This is a genomic window from Cellulomonas endometrii, assembly GCF_949769265.1.
Classification (GTDB): Bacteria; Actinomycetota; Actinomycetes; order Actinomycetales; family Cellulomonadaceae; genus Cellulomonas; species Cellulomonas endometrii.
Window position 1 is genome coordinate 46,011 of sequence record NZ_CATKPC010000021.1, and the last position, 19,174, is coordinate 65,184.

The window sequence follows — 19,174 nt, forward strand, 5'->3', positions numbered from 1 at the left end:
GAGCCGACGGCGCAGGGCGGACGCACGCACCGCCGTGTCCGAGGACCGCCAGAATGGTGGCCTGCCACGGACGAGGGTGAGGCGGTGAGCACCACGAACCCGCAGGACGACCTGCCCACCTGGATCGACCGCGCCGTCGCCTACCGCGCGGTCAGCGGCAGGGACCCGCGCTACGACGGCCGCCTGTACCTCGGCGTGACGTCGACCGGCGTGTACTGCCGGCCCTCGTGCCCGGCGCGCACGCCCCGGCAGGAGAACTGCCGGTACTTCCGGTCCGCCGCCGCGGCGGTCGCCGCCGGGTTCCGCGCGTGCCGCCGCTGCCGGCCGGACGCGCTGCCCGGCAGCCGCGAGTGGGACGCGCGCGCCGACCTCGCGGCCCAGGCGCTGCGTGCGATCGCGCTCGGCGTCGTGGACGAGGTCGGGGTCGACGGGCTCGCCGCCCGGCTGCACGTCAGCTCGCGTCATCTCCAGCGCGTCGTGGTCGCGGAGATGGGTGCCGGGCCTGCCCAGATCGCCCGCAGCCGCCGCGCGCAGCTGGCCCGGCACCTGCTCGACGAGACCGCGCTGCCGATGGCCGACGTCGCCTTCGCCGCCGGGTTCGCGAGCGTCCGGCAGTTCAACGACGTCATGCGCGCGACCTTCGGAGCCGCGCCCCGGGACCTGCGGCGCCGGCGCGGGGCCGCTGCGGCCGGGACCGCCGCCGCGACGTCCCCCGCGACGGGCACGCGGGTGCACGCGGCACCCGGCGACGACGGGGACGCGGGCGCCGACGCGCGGCCGCCGGTCGACCGGGCGCGCCTGGCCCTGCACCTGCGGCACCGCCCGCCGTTCGACGCCGCCGCGTGGTTCGCGCACGTCGAGCGCCGCGCCGTCGCCGGGCTGGAGGCCGCCGAGGCGTCGGCCGCGGAGTACCGGGTGCGCCGCCTGGTGCCCGCCCCGCACGGACCGGCCGGGGTGACGGCGCGGCTCGCGCGGGACGGCGCGCGGGTGGACGTCGAGCTCGAGCTGGGCTCGCTCGCGGACCTCGCGCCGACCGTCGCGCGCGTCCGCCGCTGGCTCGACCTGGACGCCGACCCCGCGCTCGTCGACGCCGCGCTGGCGGACGACCCGGACCTGGCGCCGCTCGTCGCCCGGCGGCCCGGGCTCCGGGTGCCCGGGACCGTCGACGGGTACGAGCTCGCGGTGCGGGCGGTGCTCGGTCAGCAGGTGTCCGTGGAGGCGGCGCGCACCCTGACCGCCCGGCTGGTCGCCGCCCACGGGGCGCCCGGCCCGGCCGGCGCGGACGGGCTGCGGGCGTTCCCGCGCCCGGACGTGCTGGCCGCGGTGGGCGTCGACGGCGTCCGGGCGCTCGGCCTGACCGGTTCCCGCGCGACCACGGTGGTCGCGGTGGCGCGCGCCGCGGCGGACGGCCTCCTGCTCGACCCCGCGGCGGACCGGGACCGGACGCGCGCGCAGCTGCTGGCCCTGCCGGGCGTCGGGCCGTGGACGGCCGAGTACGTCGCGCTCCGGGCGCTCGGCGACCCGGACGCGTTCCCCGACGGCGACCTGGTCCTGCGCCGGGCCGTCGGCCGGTACGCGCCGGTCCCCGGCGGCGGGGAGGCGCCGTCCGCGCGCGCCGTGCGGGACCGGTCGCAGCAGTGGCGGCCGTGGCGCGGGTACGCCGCGCAGCACCTGTGGACGGCGATGGCGGCCGAGGCCGGGGAGCCGGGGACGCTGCCGGCCGCGCCCGCAGCGGCGGCGGCTCCGGTGCCGGCTCCGGTACCGGCAGCGGCGCGATGACGGCCCGCCGGCCCGCCGGCCCCGCGGCGCGCGCCGGCACCGCGATGTCCGAGGACCGCCAGATCCGGGCCGCGGGGGCGGCGCATGATGGAGCCATGGCCCTCGACGGATCCACCCTGACGCTCCCGGCCCCTGCCTCCGCCCCCTGGACCGCTGCCACCCCGGCGACCGGGGCCGCCGCTGCTCCCTCCGTGGCCCCGGCCGTCGCGGGCACCACCGGCGCGGTCGCGGCGGAGCCGCTGCTCGCCGTCGCGCTGCCCACGCCGGCGGGCGAGCTCGCCGTGCTGCTCACCCCGGAGGGCGTCGTCCGGGCGGCGGGTTTCGCCCCCGTCGCGGCGATGGTCGCGCGCCTCCCGCTGGCGCTGAGCACGCGCGGGCACGAGCTGCTGCCGGCCGGTGCCCTGGCCGGTCGCGGGGCCGGCCCGGCAACCGTGGCGGACGCCGTCGCGCGGTACGCGGACGGGGACGTCGCTGCGCTCGACGGCGTGCCGGTCGAGCAGGCGGGCGGGCCGTTCCAGCAGCGCGCGTGGCTCGCGATGCGCGCCATCGCCCCGGGCGGCACGGCGACGTACGCCGAGCTCGCGCTCGCCGCGGGGAGCCCCACGGCGGTGCGCGCCGCCGGGTCGGCCTGCGCGCGGAACCTCGTCGCCCCGTTCGTCCCGTGCCACCGGGTGCTGCGCAGCGGCGGGGCGCTGGGCGGCTACTACTACGGGCTGGACGTGAAGCGGGCGATGCTCGCGCACGAGTCGCGCGGCTGACGACCGCGCCGGCCACCCGGCCGACGACCCGCCCGGCCCGCCCGCTGCAGGGCCGGCCGGCCGCGCGGCGTCACCTCCGGGCGATCAGCAGCACGACGAGCGCGAGCGCCCCCACGCCCGACGCGAGCACCGCGCGGGAGCGGTTCCGGTTCGCCGGGTCCGCGCCGGGGTCGGTGCCGACGGCGTCGCGCCACACCTTGCGCGCGTTCTCCTTGGCGTCCGCGATCTGCCGCTTCGGGGCCAGCCGGGCGGCGAGCTCGTCCGCCGTGCCCGCGAGCTCGGCGCGGGTGAGCGTCACCTCGGCCTCCAGGTCGCTGATGGACGGCGTGCTGGTGGTGTCGCTCATCGGTGCAGACCCTCCTTGACGGACCGGGACACGGTGTCGGCGTCCTGCTTCAGCCCCGCGATCGCCTTCTCCGGCGTCGGCGGGGTGCCCTTCTTCAGGCTCTTGATCCCGATCAGCGCGAGCACGGCCGTGACGACCGCGAGCAGCACCAGGACGATGAGCGCGGCCAGCCACGGCGGCATCGCCTCGCTGAGCGCCAGGATCACGGTGGTCAGCAGGACCGCGAACGTGAAGAAGCCGAAGAACGCGGCGCCCGCCAGCAGGCCGGCCCCGATCCCGGCGGCCTTGGCCTTCTGGGCCAGCTCCGCCTTGGCCAGGTCGATCTCGGCGCGGACGAGCCGGGCGGCCTGCTCGCTCAGCCGGCTGATCAGCTGGCCGATCGACTGCTGGTCCGGCCCGGAGCCGCGGCCCCATGTCGTCGTCATCCGGTGCTCCTTCGTGGGCGGGAGGCGTTCGGAGCCCAGTCTGGCCCGTCCGGGAGATCCGCGCAGGTGGGCGCGCTCGCCGGCCGCGTCTCAGTCGGTCCAGGGGTGCACGAGCTCCTCGGCGTCGGGCGCGGGGCCGGCCCCGGCGGGGGCGACGCGCACCGGCTGCGGCAGCCGTCGACGTCCCCAGGCGGCGGCACCGGCGGCGACGGCGATGAGCACCACGCCCACGATCAGCGCCGCGAGCCAGAGGTCCAGCACCAGGTCGAGCGCGACGACCGCCGCCGTCACGAGCAGCGCGAGGCCGAAGACGGTGAGCAGCAGCGCCGCCGCGAACGCCAGGGCGCTGGGCCGGACCTCGACCGCCCGCGCGCGCACCGACCGCGTGACGGAGTCGATCTCGGACTGGATCGACTGCCGGACGCGGTCCTCGACGTGCTCGACCCGTTCCCGCGTGAACTCCGCCAGCGGCTCGGTGAACCGGCTGAACAGCCCGGGTCGTCGCGGGTCGTCGCTGGTGCTCGTCACGGTCGCTCCTTCGCGGTCCGGGGCCGGTGCAGCCCGTCGCCACCACCCTAGCGACGCCGGTGCGCGAGGATGTCACGGTGCCGACGCCCGCGCCCGCCCCGGAGGCCCTCCCGCCCCGGGCGCCGACGACCTCGCCCCGCCAGCGGGCGGGGCTGGCGCTCCTCGTCGCGGTGGGCGGCGCCGCCGGCTCGCTCGGGCGGTACGGGCTCGCGCAGGCGCTGCCCGTGCAGCACGGCTGGCCCGTGGGGACGCTGACGGCGAACCTGGTCGGCGCGTTCCTGCTCGGGGTGCTGCTGGAGGCCCTGGGCCGGCGGGGGCCCGAGACGCCCGGCGTGCTGCGGGTGCGGCTGGCGCTCGGCACGGGCGTGCTCGGCGGGTTCACCACGTTCAGCGCGCTGGCGCTGGAGACGGAGCGGCTGCTCGCCGCGGGTGCGCTCGGGACCGGCCTCGGGTACGCCGCGGTGAGCGTGGTCGGCGGCGTGCTGTGCGCGGTCGCGGGCGTGGCGGCGGTCGCGGGCGTGGCGGGCGCCGCGGGCGCGGCGGGCGTCGCGGGCGGGCCGGGTGCCCGGTGAGGGACGCGCTGCTGGTCGCCCTGCTCGGCGGCGCCGGGGCCGCGACCCGGTTCTGGGTCGACGGTGCCATCCGGGCGCGGGGACGCACGATCCTGCCGGTCGCGACGATCACCATCAACGTGACCGGGTCGCTGCTCATCGGGCTGATCGCCGGCGCGCACCTGTACCGCGGGCTGCCCGGCACGTGGCAGCTGCTGCTCGCCACGGGGTTCTGCGGGGGGTACACGACCTTCTCCACCGCCATGGTCGAGACGGTCCGGCTGGCCCAGGCCGACGAGCGGGGCCGGGCGGTGCTGAACGTGCTCGGCACGCTCGTCGTGACGGTCGCGGCGGCCGCGGCCGGGATCCTCCTCATGGCCGTCGGCACCGGGTGATGTACTGGCGGAGGTGCCGTCACACGTCGTGACGGCGGTCCGTCGTGGCCGAGGGGAAGGGGAGACGGGTGACGCAACAGGTCTTCCTGGCCCCTGGCGAGCCCGTCGACCTGGACAACTGCGCCCGCGAGCCGATCCACATCCCCGGCTCCGTGCAGCCCCGCGGCGTGCTGCTCGTCGTCCAGGAGCAGGGCTCCGTCGTGCTGCAGTGCTCCGCCAACGTCGGCGAGGTCCTCGGCCGGCCGGTGGACGAGGTGCTGGGCGCGACGCTCGCGGACGTGCTGGGCCGGGCCGCCTCCCGGGTGGTGCTCGAGCAGCTGGCGGCGGTGGCCGACCACCGCACCCGCAACCCCGGCCTCGTCCACGTGGGGGCCGGTGCGGCCGCCGTGCTCCTCGACGTCGTCGTGCACCGCCCGCCGCCCGCCACCGCGTCCGACCCGGGCCCGGTGTTCGTCGTCGAGCTCGAGACCGCCGACGGCCCCCGCCCGCTCACGTTCGGCAGCACGTACGAGCGGGTGCGCGACGCCATCGCCGACCTGAACCGCGCGAGCGAGCTGACCGGGCTCTACGACACCGCGGCGCGGCACGTCCGGGCGATGACCGGGTTCGACCGCGTGATGCTGTACCGGTTCGACGCGGAGTACAACGGCGAGGTGGTGGCCGAGGCCCGCCGCGACGACCTCGAGCCGTTCCTCGGGCTGCACTACCCGGCCTCCGACATCCCGCCGCAGGCGCGCGCGCTGTACGAGAAGAGCTGGATCCGGCTCATCTCGGACGTCGACTACACGCCCGTCCCCGTGGTGCCGACGGCCGAGCCGCTGTCGGGCCGGCCGCTCGACCTCACCTACGCGACGCTGCGCAGCGTCTCGCCGATCCACTGCGAGTATCTGCGCAACATGGGCGTCCGGGCCTCGATGTCGATCTCCCTGCTCCGGGACGGCAAGCTCTGGGGCATGGTGGCCTGCCACCACTACGCCGGGCCGCACGCCCCGTCGTACGGCGTGCGGGCGGCGGCGGAGTTCCTGGGCGTGGCGCTGTCCGCGCGGCTCGTCGCGCAGGTCGAGGAGGACCTGCTGGCCGAGTCCCGGCGCGCGTCCGGCGTGCTCGCGCGGCTCGTCGCCGCCAGCCGGGACGAGGACGTCCGGCTCGCGCAGGCGCTGACCCGCACGGACGACCTGCTGGAGCTCGTCCCCGCGGACGGCGTCGTGGTCTGCGTCGGCGGCGACCTGGCCTCCCGGGGCCGGGTGCCGGACGCCGAGGCGCGGCGGAGGCTGGCGGCGTGGGGCAGCGGCGTCGGCGGGGTGCTGGCCACGGACCACCTGCCGGACGAGCCCGCCGCCCCGCACGTCCCCGGCACCGCCGGCGCCCTGGCGCTCGCCCTGCCGGACGGCGGCTCGGTGGTCTGGCTCCGCGACGAGGTGGTGCGGACCGTCGACTGGGGCGGCGACCCGCACAACAAGGCGATCGCGGTCCGGGACGGCGACCGGTACCGGCTCAGCCCCCGCACCTCGTTCGACGCGTGGCAGGAGCACGTCCGCGGGCGCTCGGCGCCGTGGGACGACCGGCACGCGACGAACGCGACCGACCTGCGCGGCCACCTCGTCGAGGCGATGTTCCGGCGCGGGCAGGCCGAGGTGCTCGCGGCGCGCGCCCTGCAGCGCACCCTCGTGCCGTCGCGGCTGCCGGCGGTGCCGGGCTGGACCGTCGAGGCCCGCTACGAGCCGTCCGGCACCGGGCAGGTCGGCGGCGACTGGTACGACGTCGTGACGCTGTCCGACGGGCGGCTCGCGCTCGCGGTCGGCGACGTGACCGGGCACGGGCTCCCCGCCGCGGCCGCGATGGCCGAGCTGCGGCACGCCACGCGCGCCTACCTGCTGGACGCCGCGCCGCCGGCGGTCGTGCTCAGCCGGGTCGCCCGGCTGGCCCGGTGGTCCCGGCCCGGTCAGATGGCCACGATGGCCCTCGCCGTGCTGGACCCGGCGACGGGCGAGGTCGAGCACTCGTCCGCCGGGCACCTCCCGCCGCTGCTGGTCCGGGCGGACGGCTCGGCGGCGTGGGAGCGGGTGCTGGGCTCGCCGCTGCTCGGCCTGCTGGACGCCGAGCCCGCCTCGGGGCGGGTCACGCTGGCGCCCGGGGACGCGCTGCTGCTGCTGACCGACGGGCTGATCGAGCGGCGCGGGGAGTCGATGCGCGTGGCGATGGCCCGGACCGTCGCGCAGGTCGGGCGGCCGGAGCCGGGCCGCCTCGGGGACGTGGTCGCCCGCGTCCGGGACAGCGCGTCGGAGGACGACGCGACGGTGGTCCTGCTCGCCCGGGACTGACGGCCCCGCCCGGGACTGACGGCCCCGCCCGGGACTGACGGCCCCGCCCGGGCGACCCGTCAGCCGCCGAGCAGGTCCGCGAAGGACGGCGCGCCGGCGAACGGGTCCTGCGGGCCGCGGGGGCCGCGGGCGGCGACGGTGGCGGCGAGCTCGGCGCCGGCCCGGCGGATGCGCGCGGGCAGCGGGCTCGGCTCGCCCGCGGTGCTGCCGGTGGCCCAGTCGTCGGTGGCCGCGAACACGGACGTCGTCGCCACGTCGGCCCGCAGGTAGGTGAACAGCGGGCGGATCGAGTACTCGATCGCCAGCGAGTGCCGGGCGGTGCCGCCGGTCGCGCCCAGCAGCACGGGCAGGCCGATGATGCCGTCCTTGTCGAGGATGTCGATGAACGACTTGAACAGGCCCGAGTACGTCGTGGTGAACAGCGGCGTCACGGCGATCAGCGCGTCGGCGCCGGTCACGGCCTCGATCACCTCGGAGAGCGCCGGGCTGGGCACCCCGGTGAGCATCGCGTTGACGATGTCGTGCGCGTGGTCCCGGAGCTCGACGACGCGGACCTCGGGGCGCTGCCCCCGGTCGGCGAGCTCGGTGGCGGTCGCCTCGGCGAGCCGGTCGGCGAGCAGGCGGGTGGACGACGGCTGGCCGAGGCCGGCCGACAGCGCGACGATCCTGCGCTCGGTCATGAGTGGTGCTCCTCGTTCTGGGGTGGTGCGGGGCGCCGGGTGGAAGGTTCGAGCAGGACACACCGGGGCGTGTCCGTCCGAACCGTCCACCCGGCGGGGATGTTCCGGGTGGGCGGACGTGACTCAGAGGCCGAAGGCCGCGCCCCTGGTGCTGACGGCGTCCGCGGCGGCGGCGTCGTCCTCGGCGGTCTTGCCGGTCCAGTGGTCGGCCGCGGCGACGGTCTGCTCGTGGACGGCGCCGGCGGCGCGGGCCTTCGCGACGCGCTCGGCGTGCGTCGGCGGGCCGGAGGGGACGTCGGCCGGGCGGTCGGACTCCATCTCCTTGCGGAGCACCGGGACGACCTCGCCGCCCAGGATGTCGAGCTGCTCCAGCACCGTCTTGAGCGGGAGCCCCGCGTGGTCGATGAGGAACAGCTGCCGCTGGTAGTGGCCGACGTCGTGGCGCATCGCGGCGTACCGGTCGATGACCTGCTGCGGGGAGCCGACGGTCAGCGGGGTCTGCGCGGAGAAGTCCTCCAGCGACGGGCCGTGGCCGTAGACCGGGGCGTTGTCGAAGTAGGGCCGGAACTCGTCGACGGCGTCCTGCGAGCTCTTCCGCATGAACACCTGGCCGCCGAGGCCGACGATCGCCTGGTCCGCGCGCCCGTGACCGTAGTGCTCGAAGCGCTGGCGGTAGAACTGCACCATCTGCTTCGTGTGGCTCATCGGCCAGAAGATGTTGTTGTGGAAGAAGCCGTCGCCGTAGTAGGCGGCCTGCTCGGCGATCTCGGGGCTGCGGATCGAGCCGTGCCAGACGAACGGCGGCACGCCGTCCAGCGGGCGCGGGGTGGAGGTGAAGCCCTGCAGCGGGGTGCGGAACTTGCCCTCCCAGTCCACGACCTCCTCCTCCCAGAGGCGGCGCAGCAGGGCGTAGTTCTCGATCGCGAGCGGGATGCCCTGCCGGATGTCCTGGCCGAACCACGGGTAGACCGGGCCGGTGTTGCCGCGGCCCATCATGAGGTCCATCCGGCCGTCGGAGATCACCTGGAGCATCGCGTACTCCTCGGCCAGCCGGACCGGGTCGTTGGTGGTGATCAGCGTGGTCGCGGTGGACAGCACGATGCTCTTCGTGCGCCCGGCCAGGTAGCCGAGCATCGTCGTCGGGGAGGACGCCACGAACGGCGGGTTGTGGTGCTCGCCGGTCGCGAAGACGTCGAGGCCGACCTCCTCCGCGTGCTGGGCGATCGTGAGGATCGACCGGACGCGCTCGGTGTCGTCGGGCGTGCGGCCCGTGGTGGGGTCGGTCGTGATGTCGCTGACCGTGAAGACTCCGAACTGCATCTCGCGCTCCTCAAGTCGATGCGTTTGCATGTACTTGCGCCCCAACGGGCGAGCGCGCGGATCTATTCCGCGGCGACGGACCCGGCGTCGCCGCGCTCGGAGGACACCCCGCGGCGGGACGCCCGCCGCGTCAGCAGGTGCAGCACGAGGCCCACGGCGACCAGCACCCCGGCCAGCGCCCAGTGCCGCGCCTCCTGCTGGGTGAGCAGCACCAGGCAGGTGACGACGGCGAGCACCGGCAGCGGGGTCCAGGCCCGGAAGTGGTCGTGCTCCACGCGGTCCCGGCGCAGTACCAGCACCGCGATGTTCGTGCTGAGGAACACGAACAGCAGCAGGAGCACGACGGTCGACGCGAGGTCGACGAGCTCGCCGGTCGCCGCCAGCACCATCGCGACCAGCGTGGTGACGACGATCGCGACCCACGGCGTCCGGCGGCCCGGGAGCACCCGGCCGAGCACCGGCGGCAGCAGGCCCTCCTCGGCCATGCCGTAGGTGAGCCGGCTGGCCATGATCATGGTGAGCAGGGCCCCGTTGGCGACCGCGACCAGCGCCACGACGGAGAACAGCTCCAGCGGCACGCCGCCCGCCGCCCGGACGACCTCGAGCAGCGGCCCGCTGGAGGACGCCAGGTCCTGCGGCGCGACGACGGCCGGGGCGACGAGCCCGACGAGCAGGTAGACGGCGCCGGCCGTCACGAGCGCCCCGAACAGCGCCTTGGGGTACACGCGGCGGACGTCGGTGACCTCCTCCGCGATGTTCGCGGAGGTCTCGAAGCCGACGAACGAGTAGAAGGCGATCAGCGCGCCCCCCAGCGTGGCGGCGGCCCAGGAGGTCTCCGCCGGCAGCTCCAGGACGCGGCCGGGGTCGCCGTCGCCGCGGCCCAGGACGATCGCGCCCAGCACGACGACGAGCACCAGCCCGCTCAGCTCGATCACCGTCATGACCAGGTTGGCGCGCAGCGACTCCTTGATCCCGCGGGCGTTCAGCAGGGCCACCAGGGCGAGGAACACGAGCGCCGTCGGCACCGCCGGCAGGTCCACGAACACCGACAGGTAGTCGCCGCCGAACGCCAGCGCGAGGCCCGCGGCCGACGTGACGCCCGCGGCCAGCATGCAGAAGCCCACGAGGAACGACACGAGGGGGCTGCCGAAGGCCCGCTGCGCGAACACGGCCGAGCCGCCCGCCTGCGGGTACTTCGTCACGAGCTCGGCGTAGGACGACGCCGTCAGCAGCGCCATGCCCAGCGCGACGAGGAGCGGCAGCCAGATCGCCCCGCCGGCCTCCGCGCCGAGCTCGCCGACCAGCGCGTAGACGCCGGCGCCCAGCACGTCGCCGAGCACGAACAGGAACAGCAGCGGGCCGGTCACCGCGCGGCGCAGGCGCGGCGTGGTGCGGTCCGTGGGGGTGTCGGTCGTGGTCACCCGGCCGATTATCAGCGCGGGCCCGCCGGCGCGCGCGGCGAGCGTGGGGGCCGCCGGACGGGTGACCGAGAGCACATGCCGGGGGCGGATGCGCTCACGCCGGGGTGCGCGTTGACGATCGGTGGACGTGCGGCCGCTCACGGCGCCCGCACACCGGGGCCCAGCGCCCCGGGGCACCGACGGCCCCCTCCCACGGCGACGACGACGCGGGACGGCGCGCCGCCGCACCCGCCGCGGACGCGGCACACGTCACGCACCAGCACAGCAGCAGACCGGGCGCCCGGCCGGGTGCCCGCCAGCAGGGGGCCCCTCCATGTCCGTCCGTCCCGACGGGCGTGCCCGCGCGCACGCCCGACCCCTCCGCACGGCCGTCCTGGCCGTCGTCCTGACCGTCCTGTCCTCCGCGGCGACCGTCCCGGCGGGCGCCGCCACCACCGACGACCCGGGGTTCCGCCTCGGCGCGCACGTCGACCGGGGCGCCGCCGCCGACACGGCCGCCGCCGTCGCCGGCTTCGAGGACGCGATCGGCCGGCGGCTCGACGTCCACCGCTGGTACAGCCGGTGGGACGACGCGCAGCCCGCCCCGGCGGTGGTCGCGTCCGTCGCGCGCGGCCGGACGCCGCTGCTGTCGATCTGGCCGCGGCGGCTCGACGGCACGGTGGTGCCGTGGCAGGCCATCGCCGACGGCCGGGTCGACGCGCAGATCCGCGCGCAGGCCGCGGGGGTCGCCGCCCTCGGGGTCCCCGTGTACCTCACGCTGCACCACGAGGCGGACATCGCCGACGGCTGGGGCACCCCGGCGCAGTTCCGTGCGGCCTGGCGGCACTACGTCGAGGTCTTCCGGGAGGTGGGCGTGCCGGACGTGCGGTGGACGTGGGTGCTGACCCCCGGCAGCTTCGGCTCCGCACCGTCGACGGCCGGCGCCGACGCGTTCTACCCGGGGGACGACGTCGTCGACCGCGTCGGGCTGGACGCCTACAACTGGTACGGGTGCGCGGCGGGCAAGCCCGCGGCGTGGCGCTCGCTGGCCGAGGTCGCCGGGCCGTTCCGCCGGTGGGCGCAGGAGCACGGCAGGACGCCCGTGCTCGCCGAGTTCGGCACCGCGGCCGACCCCGCCGACCCCGGGCGCCGCGCCGCGTGGCTGACGGACGCGGTCGCGTGGCTCGGGCAGTGGCCGGGGCTGGACGTCGCGTCGTCGTTCGAGGGCACCGGGACGTGCCCGTGGGCGGTCGCCGGCTCCGCCTCGGCCCGGACGGCCTACGCGGCCGCGGTCGCGTCCCCGGCGGCGAACGCCCGGCCGACCGCGGCGCTCCGGCCCTCGGGCACGGTCGGGCCCGCGCCGCACGCGGTGACGTTCGACCTGGCGTCGAGCACCGGCGGCGGCTCCGCCACCGGGACCGGCGTCGCCCGGTGGACGCTCGACCTGGGGGACGGCGGCACCCGCTCGGGCACGGGCGCGCCGGGGGCGGTCGCGCACACCTACGCCGCCGGGACGTTCACGGCCCGCCTCGCGGTCACCGACGCCGCGGGGCGGACGGCCACGGACAGCCGGACGGTCACCGTGGCGCCCCCGCCGGTCGTCACCGCGGCGGAGCAGGGCGTCACCGCGACCGGGGCCGGCCTGCGCGCGTGGGTCGACCCCGAGGGTCTCGCGGGCACCGTGCGCCTCGCGTGGTCGGTCGACGGGGTTGCCGAGGCCGGGCACGTCGACCGCGCGGTGACGGCGAGCACGTCCGCGCAGGCCGTCGGCGTCGACCTCACCACCCTCGCGCCGGGCACCCGGTACCGGTGGACGGCCACCGCCACGACCGCGGCGGGCACGACGACGGTGGCGCGGACCTTCGACACCCCGGGGCCGCCCACCGTCCGGCCGGTCGCAGCGACGGCCGTCGGGCGGACGAGCGCGACCGCCCAGCTGCGGGTGCACCCGCACCTGCTGGCCACGACGGTGCGCGTCGAGCTGGGCACGGGGTCGCGGTCGGCCGACGTGGCCTTCGCGGCGGCGAGCTGGGAGCGGGCGGGCACCGTCGCGCTCACGGGGCTCGCGCCCGGCACGACGTACCGGTACCGCGTGGTCGCGACCAACGCCATGGGGACGACGACCGGCCCGGAGCAGACCCTCACCACGGCGCCCTGACGGTGGGGGCCCGGACCGCCGGCGCACCGGGCGCCGCGAGCCCAACCTCGCGGTTGGTCAACCCCGACGTGCCGTGGCAGGCTCGGTGCAACCGACCGGTTGAGGAGGTGCACGTGGCCGCGGACGACCCGCTGTCCCAGGTGTTCTCGGCGCTCGCGGACCCGCTGCGCCGCGACATCGTGGCGCGCCTGGCCTCCGGCGACGCGACGGTCGGCGAGATCGCGGCCCCGTACAGCGTGACCGTGCAGGCGGTGTCGAAGCACCTGCGCGTGCTCGAGGCGGCCGGCCTCGTGACCCGCACGCGCGACGCCCAGCGGCGGCCGGTGCACCTCGAGGTCGACGTCTTCGACCTCATGACGATGTGGATCGAGCGGCACCGGCGCGCGGCGGAGTTCCGGCACCGCCGCCTGGACGAGGTGCTGCTGACCGACGAGGCCACCCCGCCCGAGCAGGCGCCGCGGGTGCGGACCGAGCGGGCGCCGCGGGTGCGTCCCGAGAGCGAGCGGGTGTTCCAGCCCTGGGACCTCGGGTCGCGCGTCGTACGCCCGGGCGCGGAGGACGCGGGCGACACGGCCCGCTGACCCCACGTCCCGGTACGCGAGGCCCCGCGTAGGTGGCCGCCGCCATGTCCGTTTCACCCGGAGTGCGGCGGTTGGTTCCCTCATGACCGGTCTGCGCGGGTCGATCGGGGAGGTGCGCGGGGGCGCCCAGCCGATCCACCAGGAGCGACGTTGTTCACCCGTACCCGACCCGTCCCGTCCTCCGCGTCCGCGGCAGGCTCCGAGCTCGCCGAGTCCCGGGCCGACGTCGACGCCGTCACGGCCGTGGTCCAGGCGCTCGCCCGCGCCACCACCTCCGAGGACGCCGTGCGCAACGCCCTCGAGGTCGTGCGGGAGCGCTTCGGCTGGGTCTACGGCTCGTACTGGCGCGTGGCCGACTCCGCCCTGCACCTCGCGCAGGAGTCCGGCGACGCCGGCGAGGAGTTCCGGCGCGTGACCCGTGCCGCGTCGTTCCGCGAGGGCGTCGGGCTGTCGGGCCGGGCCTGGCGGCAGCGGGACCTGGTGTTCGTCGCGGACCTCGGCGAGCTGACCGACTGCGTCCGGGCGCCCGCCGCCCAGCGCGCCGGCGTGCGGTCCGGCATCTGCTTCCCGCTCACGGAGGACGGCGTCGTCACCGGGACGATGGACTTCTTCGCCACCGAGACCCTCCGGCCGTCCCCGCGGCGCCTCACCACCCTGCGCAGCATCGGGGTGCTGGTGTCGCAGGCGCTGGAGCGCGTGGCCACCGCGGAGCGGCAGGCGAGCGCCACGCAGGACATCGAGGCCGTCAACCGGGTGATCCACGAGGTGACGGGCGCGCCGTCCGCGGACCAGGCGCTCAGCCGGGCCCTGACCGCGATCCGCGAGGGCTTCGACTGGGCCTACGGCTCCTACTGGGCGGTCGACGAGTCGGACCGCGCGCTGCACTTCGTGCAGGAGACGGGGGACGCCGGGGCGGAGTTCCGCGAGGTGACGCGCACCGCGTCGTTCCGCGAGGGCGTCGGGCTGGCGGGGCGTGCCTGGCGGGCCCGCGACCTGGTGTTCGTCGCGGACCTCGGCGAGCTCACCGACTGCGTCCGGGCGCCCGCCGCCCAGCGCGCCGGCGTGCGGTCGGGCGTGTGCCTGCCGGTGCTCGTCGACGGGCAGGTCACCGGGACGATGGACTTCTTCGCCACCGAGACCCTGGAGCTGTCGCCGGGGCGGCGGGAGGCGCTGCGGAACACCGGGTTCCTGGTCGGCCAGGCCCTCGAGCGGCACGCCGCCGCGGAGCGGCTCCGCACGGCGGGGGAGGAGCTCGTCACCTCGATCCAGGAGGTCGAGCGGAACGTGCTGGCGGCCACGAGCGTGGCGACCGACGGCCGGCGGCTGGCGCAGGACGCCAACGAGGAGGTCGCCGGGCTGGGCCGCTCCAGCGCGGAGATCGGCCAGGTGGTGACCGTGATCCAGGGCATCGCGGCGCAGACGAACCTGCTCGCGCTCAACGCGACGATCGAGGCGGCGCGCGCCGGCGACGCGGGGCGTGGGTTCGCCGTCGTCGCGCACGAGGTCAAGGAGCTCGCCACCGAGACCGCCGCCGCGACGACGCAGGTGGGGGACAAGGTGCGCACGATCCAGCAGCAGGTGGAGGGCGTCATCGCGTCGCTCGCCCAGATCGGCGGGGTCGTGGAGCGGATCAACGAGACGCAGCAGACCATCGGCGGCGTGCTGACGGAGCAGGTGGCGGTCACCCGGGCGATCCTCGACTGAGGCGTCGCAGGGCGGGGTCGCGGCCGGACGGCGGGGTCGCGGCCGGATGGCGGGGTGCGGTGGTGCGCCTCAGCCCTCGTAGGCCCAGTGCCAGGGCTCCCGCGGGGTGTCCTCGACGAAGCCGTAGCGGCCGCCGTTCGCCCGCATCCAGGACTGCGCGGCGTCGTCGAGGTCGAGGTCGACCGCCATGCCCCAGCCGTGGTCGCTGGTGCCGGGGACCGCGGCGAGCCCGCCCTGCGAGTACAGGCCCTTGCGGGCGGCGACGTCGACCTGCGACTCGTACGACCGGTACGAGTCCGTGATGCCGATGGTCACGCCGTCCTTCGCCGCGTCGGCGCGGGCGCGCTCGAGGGCGTCGGCCGCCGGGGCCCAGAGCCGGTGACCCGTGCCGTCCACCTCGGACAGCGCCGAGGCGGGGATCTTGCCGTTGCCGTACGCGGCGAGCTCGACGGGGACGCCGTCGGCGTTCCGCTCGCCGCTGCTGACCGCCGCCGACGTGCCCGCGGTCTCGTCGACCGCCTGGGACAGCGCCTGCTCGAACTGCGCGCCGCTCGTGGCGGTCGCCGCCGCGGTCGCCGGCGCGAGCGACCCGAGGGTCGCCTGGATGGCGGCGATGCGCTGGGTGATCGCGCCGATGCCGTCGAGGCTCATGGGGTGGTGCTCCTTCTGGGGTGCTCGGCGGTCCCATCGGCGGGCCGCCCGCGGACCTGAGCGGACCTGAGGGACGAGAGGCGCCCGGGACGGGGCGGCGAGGGGCCGGGATCCGGGGCAGGACGCGACACGCGGGAAGAGGAGCTGGACGTGTCAGTGGTCCTGCGTACCGTCGAGGTCATGAGGAGTGGACGGCACCTGTGCACCTGGTTCGACGACGCGGACGGCGTCGAGCTGCTGTGCGGCTGCGGCGCTCGCGCCGTGGTCGTGGTCGACGACGAGACCGGCGAGACGCTCGTGGTCGTGGTCCCCGACGAGCCCGCGCCGCTGGCGATCTCGGCCTGAGCCGGCCGCCTGACCGGCGGGTCAGTTCACCGGGACCGTGCGGCGCTCGGGCGTGAACGCGTAGAGCGTCCCGTCCTGCTCGCCGACCCACCACTCGCCGCACATCGTCGTCGACCGCTGCTCGACCTCCGCCGGCCACCACTGCGCCTGCAGCGTGGAGACCGACCGGAAGTCCGCCGGGTCGGCGTCGACGGGCCGCGGCCCCAGCGGCTGCTCGGCGGTCACCGCGACGCAGGTCGCCGGCAGGTCGGCGAGCGTGGCCCGCAGCGACACGATCCGCTCCGCCCCGCCCGAGCGCGCCTCGACCCGCACGTCGGTGGCGTCGTCCGGCACCCACTCCGGGAGCGCGCCGGCCGCCTTCGCGTCCGCCCCCGTGGCGTAGGTGGCGGCGTCGCCGGGGCTCGGCCGGCCGAGGGCCTGCGCGACCGGCCCCCCGCACGCCGACAGGACCAGCACGGCCGCCGCGCCGACGGCCAGCGCGCCGAGCATGCGGCGCTCCGGGGTGCCCGACGGGGTGCTGGTCAGGGGCGTGGTGTCCATGCCCTCGACGCTACGGAGCGGGCAGCGGCCGCCGCATCGGCTCCCGGTCCGGTCCCTGCGCCCCGGCCCTCCACCCCGGGGTGGAGGGGCCGGTCATCCTGCGGTGGTGCTCAGGGCGCGGGCGGCGGGCGGGTGCCGGCGGTGCGGCGGGGTGCCGGGCCGGACGAGAGCACGAGCCCGACGGTCGAGCCGATCGTCCCGGTGCCCGAGAGGCTCTGGCTGACCACGAGCCCGGGCGCGAGGTCCGAGGGCGCCGGGGCCCCGACGGACACCCCGAACCCGGCGGCGCTCAGGGCGGCGCGCGCGGCGCCCTCGTCCCGCCCGACGACCCGCGGCACGGGCACCTGCTTGCCCAGCACCTCGTCCTGCCCCGCCGGGGCGAACCCGGGGACGGCCTGACCCTCGAGGGTGCGGGTCATGAACCCCTTCCACACCGGCACCGCCACCGAGGACCCGAACACGTTGCGGATGTACCGGCCGTTGATGACGACCCGCTGCATCGGGATCATGCGCTCGGCGTGCCCGACCCAGATCGCGGTCGCGCGCAGCGGGGTGTAGCCGACGAACCACGTGTGCTCGTTCCGGGAGGTGGTGCCGGTCTTGCCGGCGGACGGGAACGGCGGGGGCGACGTGGCCGCGCTGCCGCTCCAGACGTTCTGCAGGGCGTGGTTCACGGCGTTGGCGATGCGGGGCTCCAGCGCGCCCGGGGTGCAGGTCGCGGCGGGCACGGGCAGCGGGTTCCCGTCGGTGTCCACGACGGCGGCGATCGCCACGGGGGTGCAGTACGTCCCGCCGGCGGCGAAGGCGGCGAACGCCGCGGCCATCGCGAGCGGGGCCACCGAGTCGCTGCCCAGCACGTTCGCCGGCAGCGGCGCGAACGGCCCGTCCCCGGACTGGCCACCGGCCCGGTGGATGCCCAGCGCGGTGGCGGTGTCCATGATCCCGCAGAGGTCCAGCTGCGACGCCATGGCGATGTACCCGGAGTTCACGGAGTTCCGCGTGGCGTCGAGGACGGACATGCGCCCGCCGGAGCGCGGGCCCTCGGCGTTCGAGAACCGGTACTCCGTCCCGGGGTCGAGGGTGGTGCAGGGCGCCGGGAACTGGCTGAACCGGTAGGAGAACCGGGTGGCGTCGACGACCTCGCTCAGGCTGTGCCCCTCCTTCAGCCACTGGGCCAGGGTGAACGGCTTGAACGTCGAGCCCGGCGGGAAGCCGCTGCCGCCCCCGTACGCGAAGTCGGTGTTGTAGTTGACGGCCGTCTCGCGCTCGCCGTGCTCCTGGGTGTTGTTGTACGTGCGGTTCTGCGCCATGGAGGTGATCCGCCCGGTGCCGGGCTCGACCGTGACGAGCGAGGTGGCGACGCCGGAGGGGTCGTCCACGGGCACGCCGTTCTTCAGCTCCTCGTCGGCGATGGTCTGCTCGCGCGGGTCGAGCGTCGTGGTGATCGTGAGCCCGCCGCGGTACAGCAGCTCCACGCGCTCCGCCGGCGTCTCGCCGAACGCCGGGTCGTTCCGGATCACCTTGGTGACGTAGTCGCAGAAGAACCCGGAGCCGCGCACCACGTCGCCCGCGCCCATGCAGCCGACCTTCGGCTCGTGCACGACCAGGGTGGCGGGCAGCGGCGTGGCGAGCCCCGCGGCGAGCTCCTCGGACGTGACGTAGCCCTGCTCGTGCATCAGCCGCAGCACCCGGTCGCGGCGCTCCTGCGCGACCTCCGGGTTCCGGATCGGGTCGTAGGCGGTGGGGCTCCGGGTCACCCCCGCGATGGTCGCGGCCTCCAGGTAGCCGATCTGCGCCGCCGGCTTGCTGAAGTACCGCTGGGAGGCCGCCTGCACGCCGTAGGTGTTCACGCCGAACTGCGCGATGTTGAGGTACGCCTCGAGGATCTGGTCCTTGGTCATCTCCTTCTCGAGGGCGATCGCGAGCTTCGCCTCCCGCAGCTTGCGCGCGTACCCCTGGGCGCCGTCCGCCTCCTGGGCCTGGCCGGCCGCGACCAGGTCCCCGTCGCGGACGGCCTTCTCGATGAGCACGTTCTTGATGTACTGCTGGGTCAGCGTGGACGCGCCCTCGGTGCGGCTGGGGTTCTGCAGGTTCCGCACCAGGGCCCGGAGCATCCCCTCCGGGTCGATGCCGCCGTGCCGGTAGAACCGCTTGTCCTCCGTCGCCACGACGGCGTCGCGCAGCGGCTGGGACACCTCGGCCAGGGGGACGACCTCGCGGTTCTCGGCCCAGAACGTCGCCAGCACGGTCGTGCCGTCCGCGGCGAGCACGGTGGAGCGCTCCGACAGCGGCTGCCGCTCCAGCTCGGTCGGCAGGTCGCCGAACGCCTCGACCGCGAGGTCGGTGGTGCCGTTCGCCACGGCGACGGTCGGCAGGACGAGCCCCGCGGTCAGCAGGCCGCCGACGCCCGCGGTCAGCACGAAGGCGACCAGCAGCGCGACCGCCTTGACGACGGACATGCGGCGGGCGGCGCTCGGACGCTGCGACGCGGCCATGGCCACACGCTAGGGCAGCGGGCGGCCCGTGGGGAGGGGCGCGGGCGACCGGGGGGGGCGGCGGCCCGGGGTCAGGGCAGCGCGGCGAACGCCGCCGCGGCGGTCTCGTGCGCGGGGGGCACGCGGACCCTCCCCGCGCGCTCCCGGCCCGCGAGCACCCGACCCCCCCGGCGGGCGGCCGGCCCGCCCCCCCCCCC

General features: G+C 76.6%; 18 protein-coding genes. 9 read left to right on the forward strand and 9 right to left on the reverse strand.

The window, feature by feature from the left end; all coding sequences use genetic code 11:
* Nucleotides 1–84: 84 nt before the first annotated feature.
* Nucleotides 85–1,779 carry a DNA-3-methyladenine glycosylase 2 family protein gene (locus QNH85_RS17460; RefSeq protein ID WP_282948451.1) on the forward strand — a complete coding sequence of 565 codons (1,695 nt, stop codon included), beginning with the start codon at nucleotides 85–87 and terminating at the stop codon, nucleotides 1,777–1,779.
* A 95-nt stretch (nucleotides 1,780–1,874) separates the two neighbouring features.
* Entirely contained in the window at nucleotides 1,875–2,537 is a 663-nt protein-coding gene (locus QNH85_RS17465) for a methylated-DNA--[protein]-cysteine S-methyltransferase (RefSeq protein WP_282948453.1), read from the forward strand.
* Nucleotides 2,538–2,607: 70 nt separating this feature from the next.
* Here the strand turns inward: QNH85_RS17465 and QNH85_RS17470 are convergent, their stop codons facing one another.
* From QNH85_RS17470 to QNH85_RS17480, 3 genes are all read right to left on the reverse strand, one after another.
* Nucleotides 2,608–2,883: a DUF3618 domain-containing protein gene (locus tag QNH85_RS17470; protein WP_282948455.1), complete on the reverse strand. Its 276-nt coding sequence runs from the start codon at nucleotides 2,881–2,883 to the stop codon at nucleotides 2,608–2,610.
* Entirely contained in the window at nucleotides 2,880–3,308 is a 429-nt protein-coding gene (locus tag QNH85_RS17475; RefSeq protein WP_282948457.1) for a phage holin family protein, read from the reverse strand. Before QNH85_RS17475 ends, QNH85_RS17470 begins: the two co-directional genes overlap by 4 nt.
* Before the next feature lie 90 nt (nucleotides 3,309–3,398).
* Complete coding sequence (locus QNH85_RS17480) at nucleotides 3,399–3,836, reverse strand: phage holin family protein (protein ID WP_213282722.1); 438 nt, start codon at nucleotides 3,834–3,836, stop codon at nucleotides 3,399–3,401.
* Nucleotides 3,837–3,913: 77 nt separating this feature from the next.
* On the opposite strand from QNH85_RS17480, the gene QNH85_RS17485 reads away from it, so the two are divergent.
* From QNH85_RS17485 to QNH85_RS17495, 3 genes are all read left to right on the forward strand, one after another.
* Nucleotides 3,914–4,408: a fluoride efflux transporter FluC gene (locus QNH85_RS17485; RefSeq protein WP_282948459.1), complete on the forward strand. Its 495-nt coding sequence runs from the start codon at nucleotides 3,914–3,916 to the stop codon at nucleotides 4,406–4,408.
* Nucleotides 4,405–4,782, forward strand: coding sequence for a fluoride efflux transporter CrcB (gene crcB / locus QNH85_RS17490; protein WP_282948461.1), 378 nt, complete (start codon nucleotides 4,405–4,407; stop codon nucleotides 4,780–4,782). The genes QNH85_RS17485 and crcB overlap by 4 nt, the downstream gene beginning before the upstream one ends.
* A gap of 68 nt (nucleotides 4,783–4,850) precedes the next feature.
* Nucleotides 4,851–7,103, forward strand: coding sequence for a SpoIIE family protein phosphatase (locus tag QNH85_RS17495; RefSeq protein ID WP_282948463.1), 2,253 nt, complete (start codon nucleotides 4,851–4,853; stop codon nucleotides 7,101–7,103).
* Nucleotides 7,104–7,162: 59 nt separating this feature from the next.
* Here QNH85_RS17495 and QNH85_RS17500 read toward each other — a convergent pair whose 3' ends face one another.
* The 3 genes from QNH85_RS17500 to QNH85_RS17510 all read right to left on the reverse strand — a co-directional run bounded on the left by QNH85_RS17500 (nucleotide 7,163) and on the right by QNH85_RS17510 (nucleotide 10,524).
* Entirely contained in the window at nucleotides 7,163–7,783 is a 621-nt protein-coding gene (locus QNH85_RS17500; protein WP_282948465.1) for an FMN reductase, read from the reverse strand.
* Between the two features lie 123 nt (nucleotides 7,784–7,906).
* Nucleotides 7,907–9,103 (reverse strand): LLM class flavin-dependent oxidoreductase, encoded by a 1,197-nt coding sequence (locus tag QNH85_RS17505; protein ID WP_282948467.1) that lies wholly within the window; start codon nucleotides 9,101–9,103, stop codon nucleotides 7,907–7,909.
* Between the two features lie 62 nt (nucleotides 9,104–9,165).
* Complete coding sequence (locus QNH85_RS17510) at nucleotides 9,166–10,524, reverse strand: APC family permease (RefSeq protein ID WP_282948469.1); 1,359 nt, start codon at nucleotides 10,522–10,524, stop codon at nucleotides 9,166–9,168.
* Between the two features lie 313 nt (nucleotides 10,525–10,837).
* Between QNH85_RS17510 and QNH85_RS17515 the strand changes: the two genes are divergently transcribed.
* From QNH85_RS17515 to QNH85_RS17525, 3 genes are all read left to right on the forward strand, one after another.
* Nucleotides 10,838–12,661, forward strand: a complete 1,824-nt coding sequence (locus QNH85_RS17515) for a PKD domain-containing protein (protein WP_282948471.1) — start codon at nucleotides 10,838–10,840, stop codon at nucleotides 12,659–12,661.
* A 113-nt stretch (nucleotides 12,662–12,774) separates the two neighbouring features.
* Nucleotides 12,775–13,242 (forward strand): ArsR/SmtB family transcription factor, encoded by a 468-nt coding sequence (locus tag QNH85_RS17520; RefSeq protein WP_282948473.1) that lies wholly within the window; start codon nucleotides 12,775–12,777, stop codon nucleotides 13,240–13,242.
* Between the two features lie 150 nt (nucleotides 13,243–13,392).
* Nucleotides 13,393–14,946 (forward strand): GAF domain-containing protein, encoded by a 1,554-nt coding sequence (locus tag QNH85_RS17525; RefSeq protein WP_282948475.1) that lies wholly within the window; start codon nucleotides 13,393–13,395, stop codon nucleotides 14,944–14,946.
* A gap of 69 nt (nucleotides 14,947–15,015) precedes the next feature.
* Here QNH85_RS17525 and QNH85_RS17530 read toward each other — a convergent pair whose 3' ends face one another.
* Nucleotides 15,016–15,597, reverse strand: a complete 582-nt coding sequence (locus QNH85_RS17530) for a M15 family metallopeptidase (protein ID WP_282948477.1) — start codon at nucleotides 15,595–15,597, stop codon at nucleotides 15,016–15,018.
* A gap of 180 nt (nucleotides 15,598–15,777) precedes the next feature.
* Between QNH85_RS17530 and QNH85_RS17535 the strand changes: the two genes are divergently transcribed.
* Nucleotides 15,778–15,942: a hypothetical protein gene (locus QNH85_RS17535; protein WP_282948479.1), complete on the forward strand. Its 165-nt coding sequence runs from the start codon at nucleotides 15,778–15,780 to the stop codon at nucleotides 15,940–15,942.
* 21 nt (nucleotides 15,943–15,963) lie between these two features.
* Here the strand turns inward: QNH85_RS17535 and QNH85_RS17540 are convergent, their stop codons facing one another.
* Together QNH85_RS17540 and QNH85_RS17545 are read right to left on the reverse strand one after the other, a co-directional pair.
* Nucleotides 15,964–16,482 carry a hypothetical protein gene (locus QNH85_RS17540; protein WP_282948481.1) on the reverse strand — a complete coding sequence of 173 codons (519 nt, stop codon included), beginning with the start codon at nucleotides 16,480–16,482 and terminating at the stop codon, nucleotides 15,964–15,966.
* 110 nt (nucleotides 16,483–16,592) lie between these two features.
* Complete coding sequence (locus QNH85_RS17545) at nucleotides 16,593–18,977, reverse strand: transglycosylase domain-containing protein (RefSeq protein ID WP_282948483.1); 2,385 nt, start codon at nucleotides 18,975–18,977, stop codon at nucleotides 16,593–16,595.
* Nucleotides 18,978–19,174 lie beyond the last annotated feature (197 nt).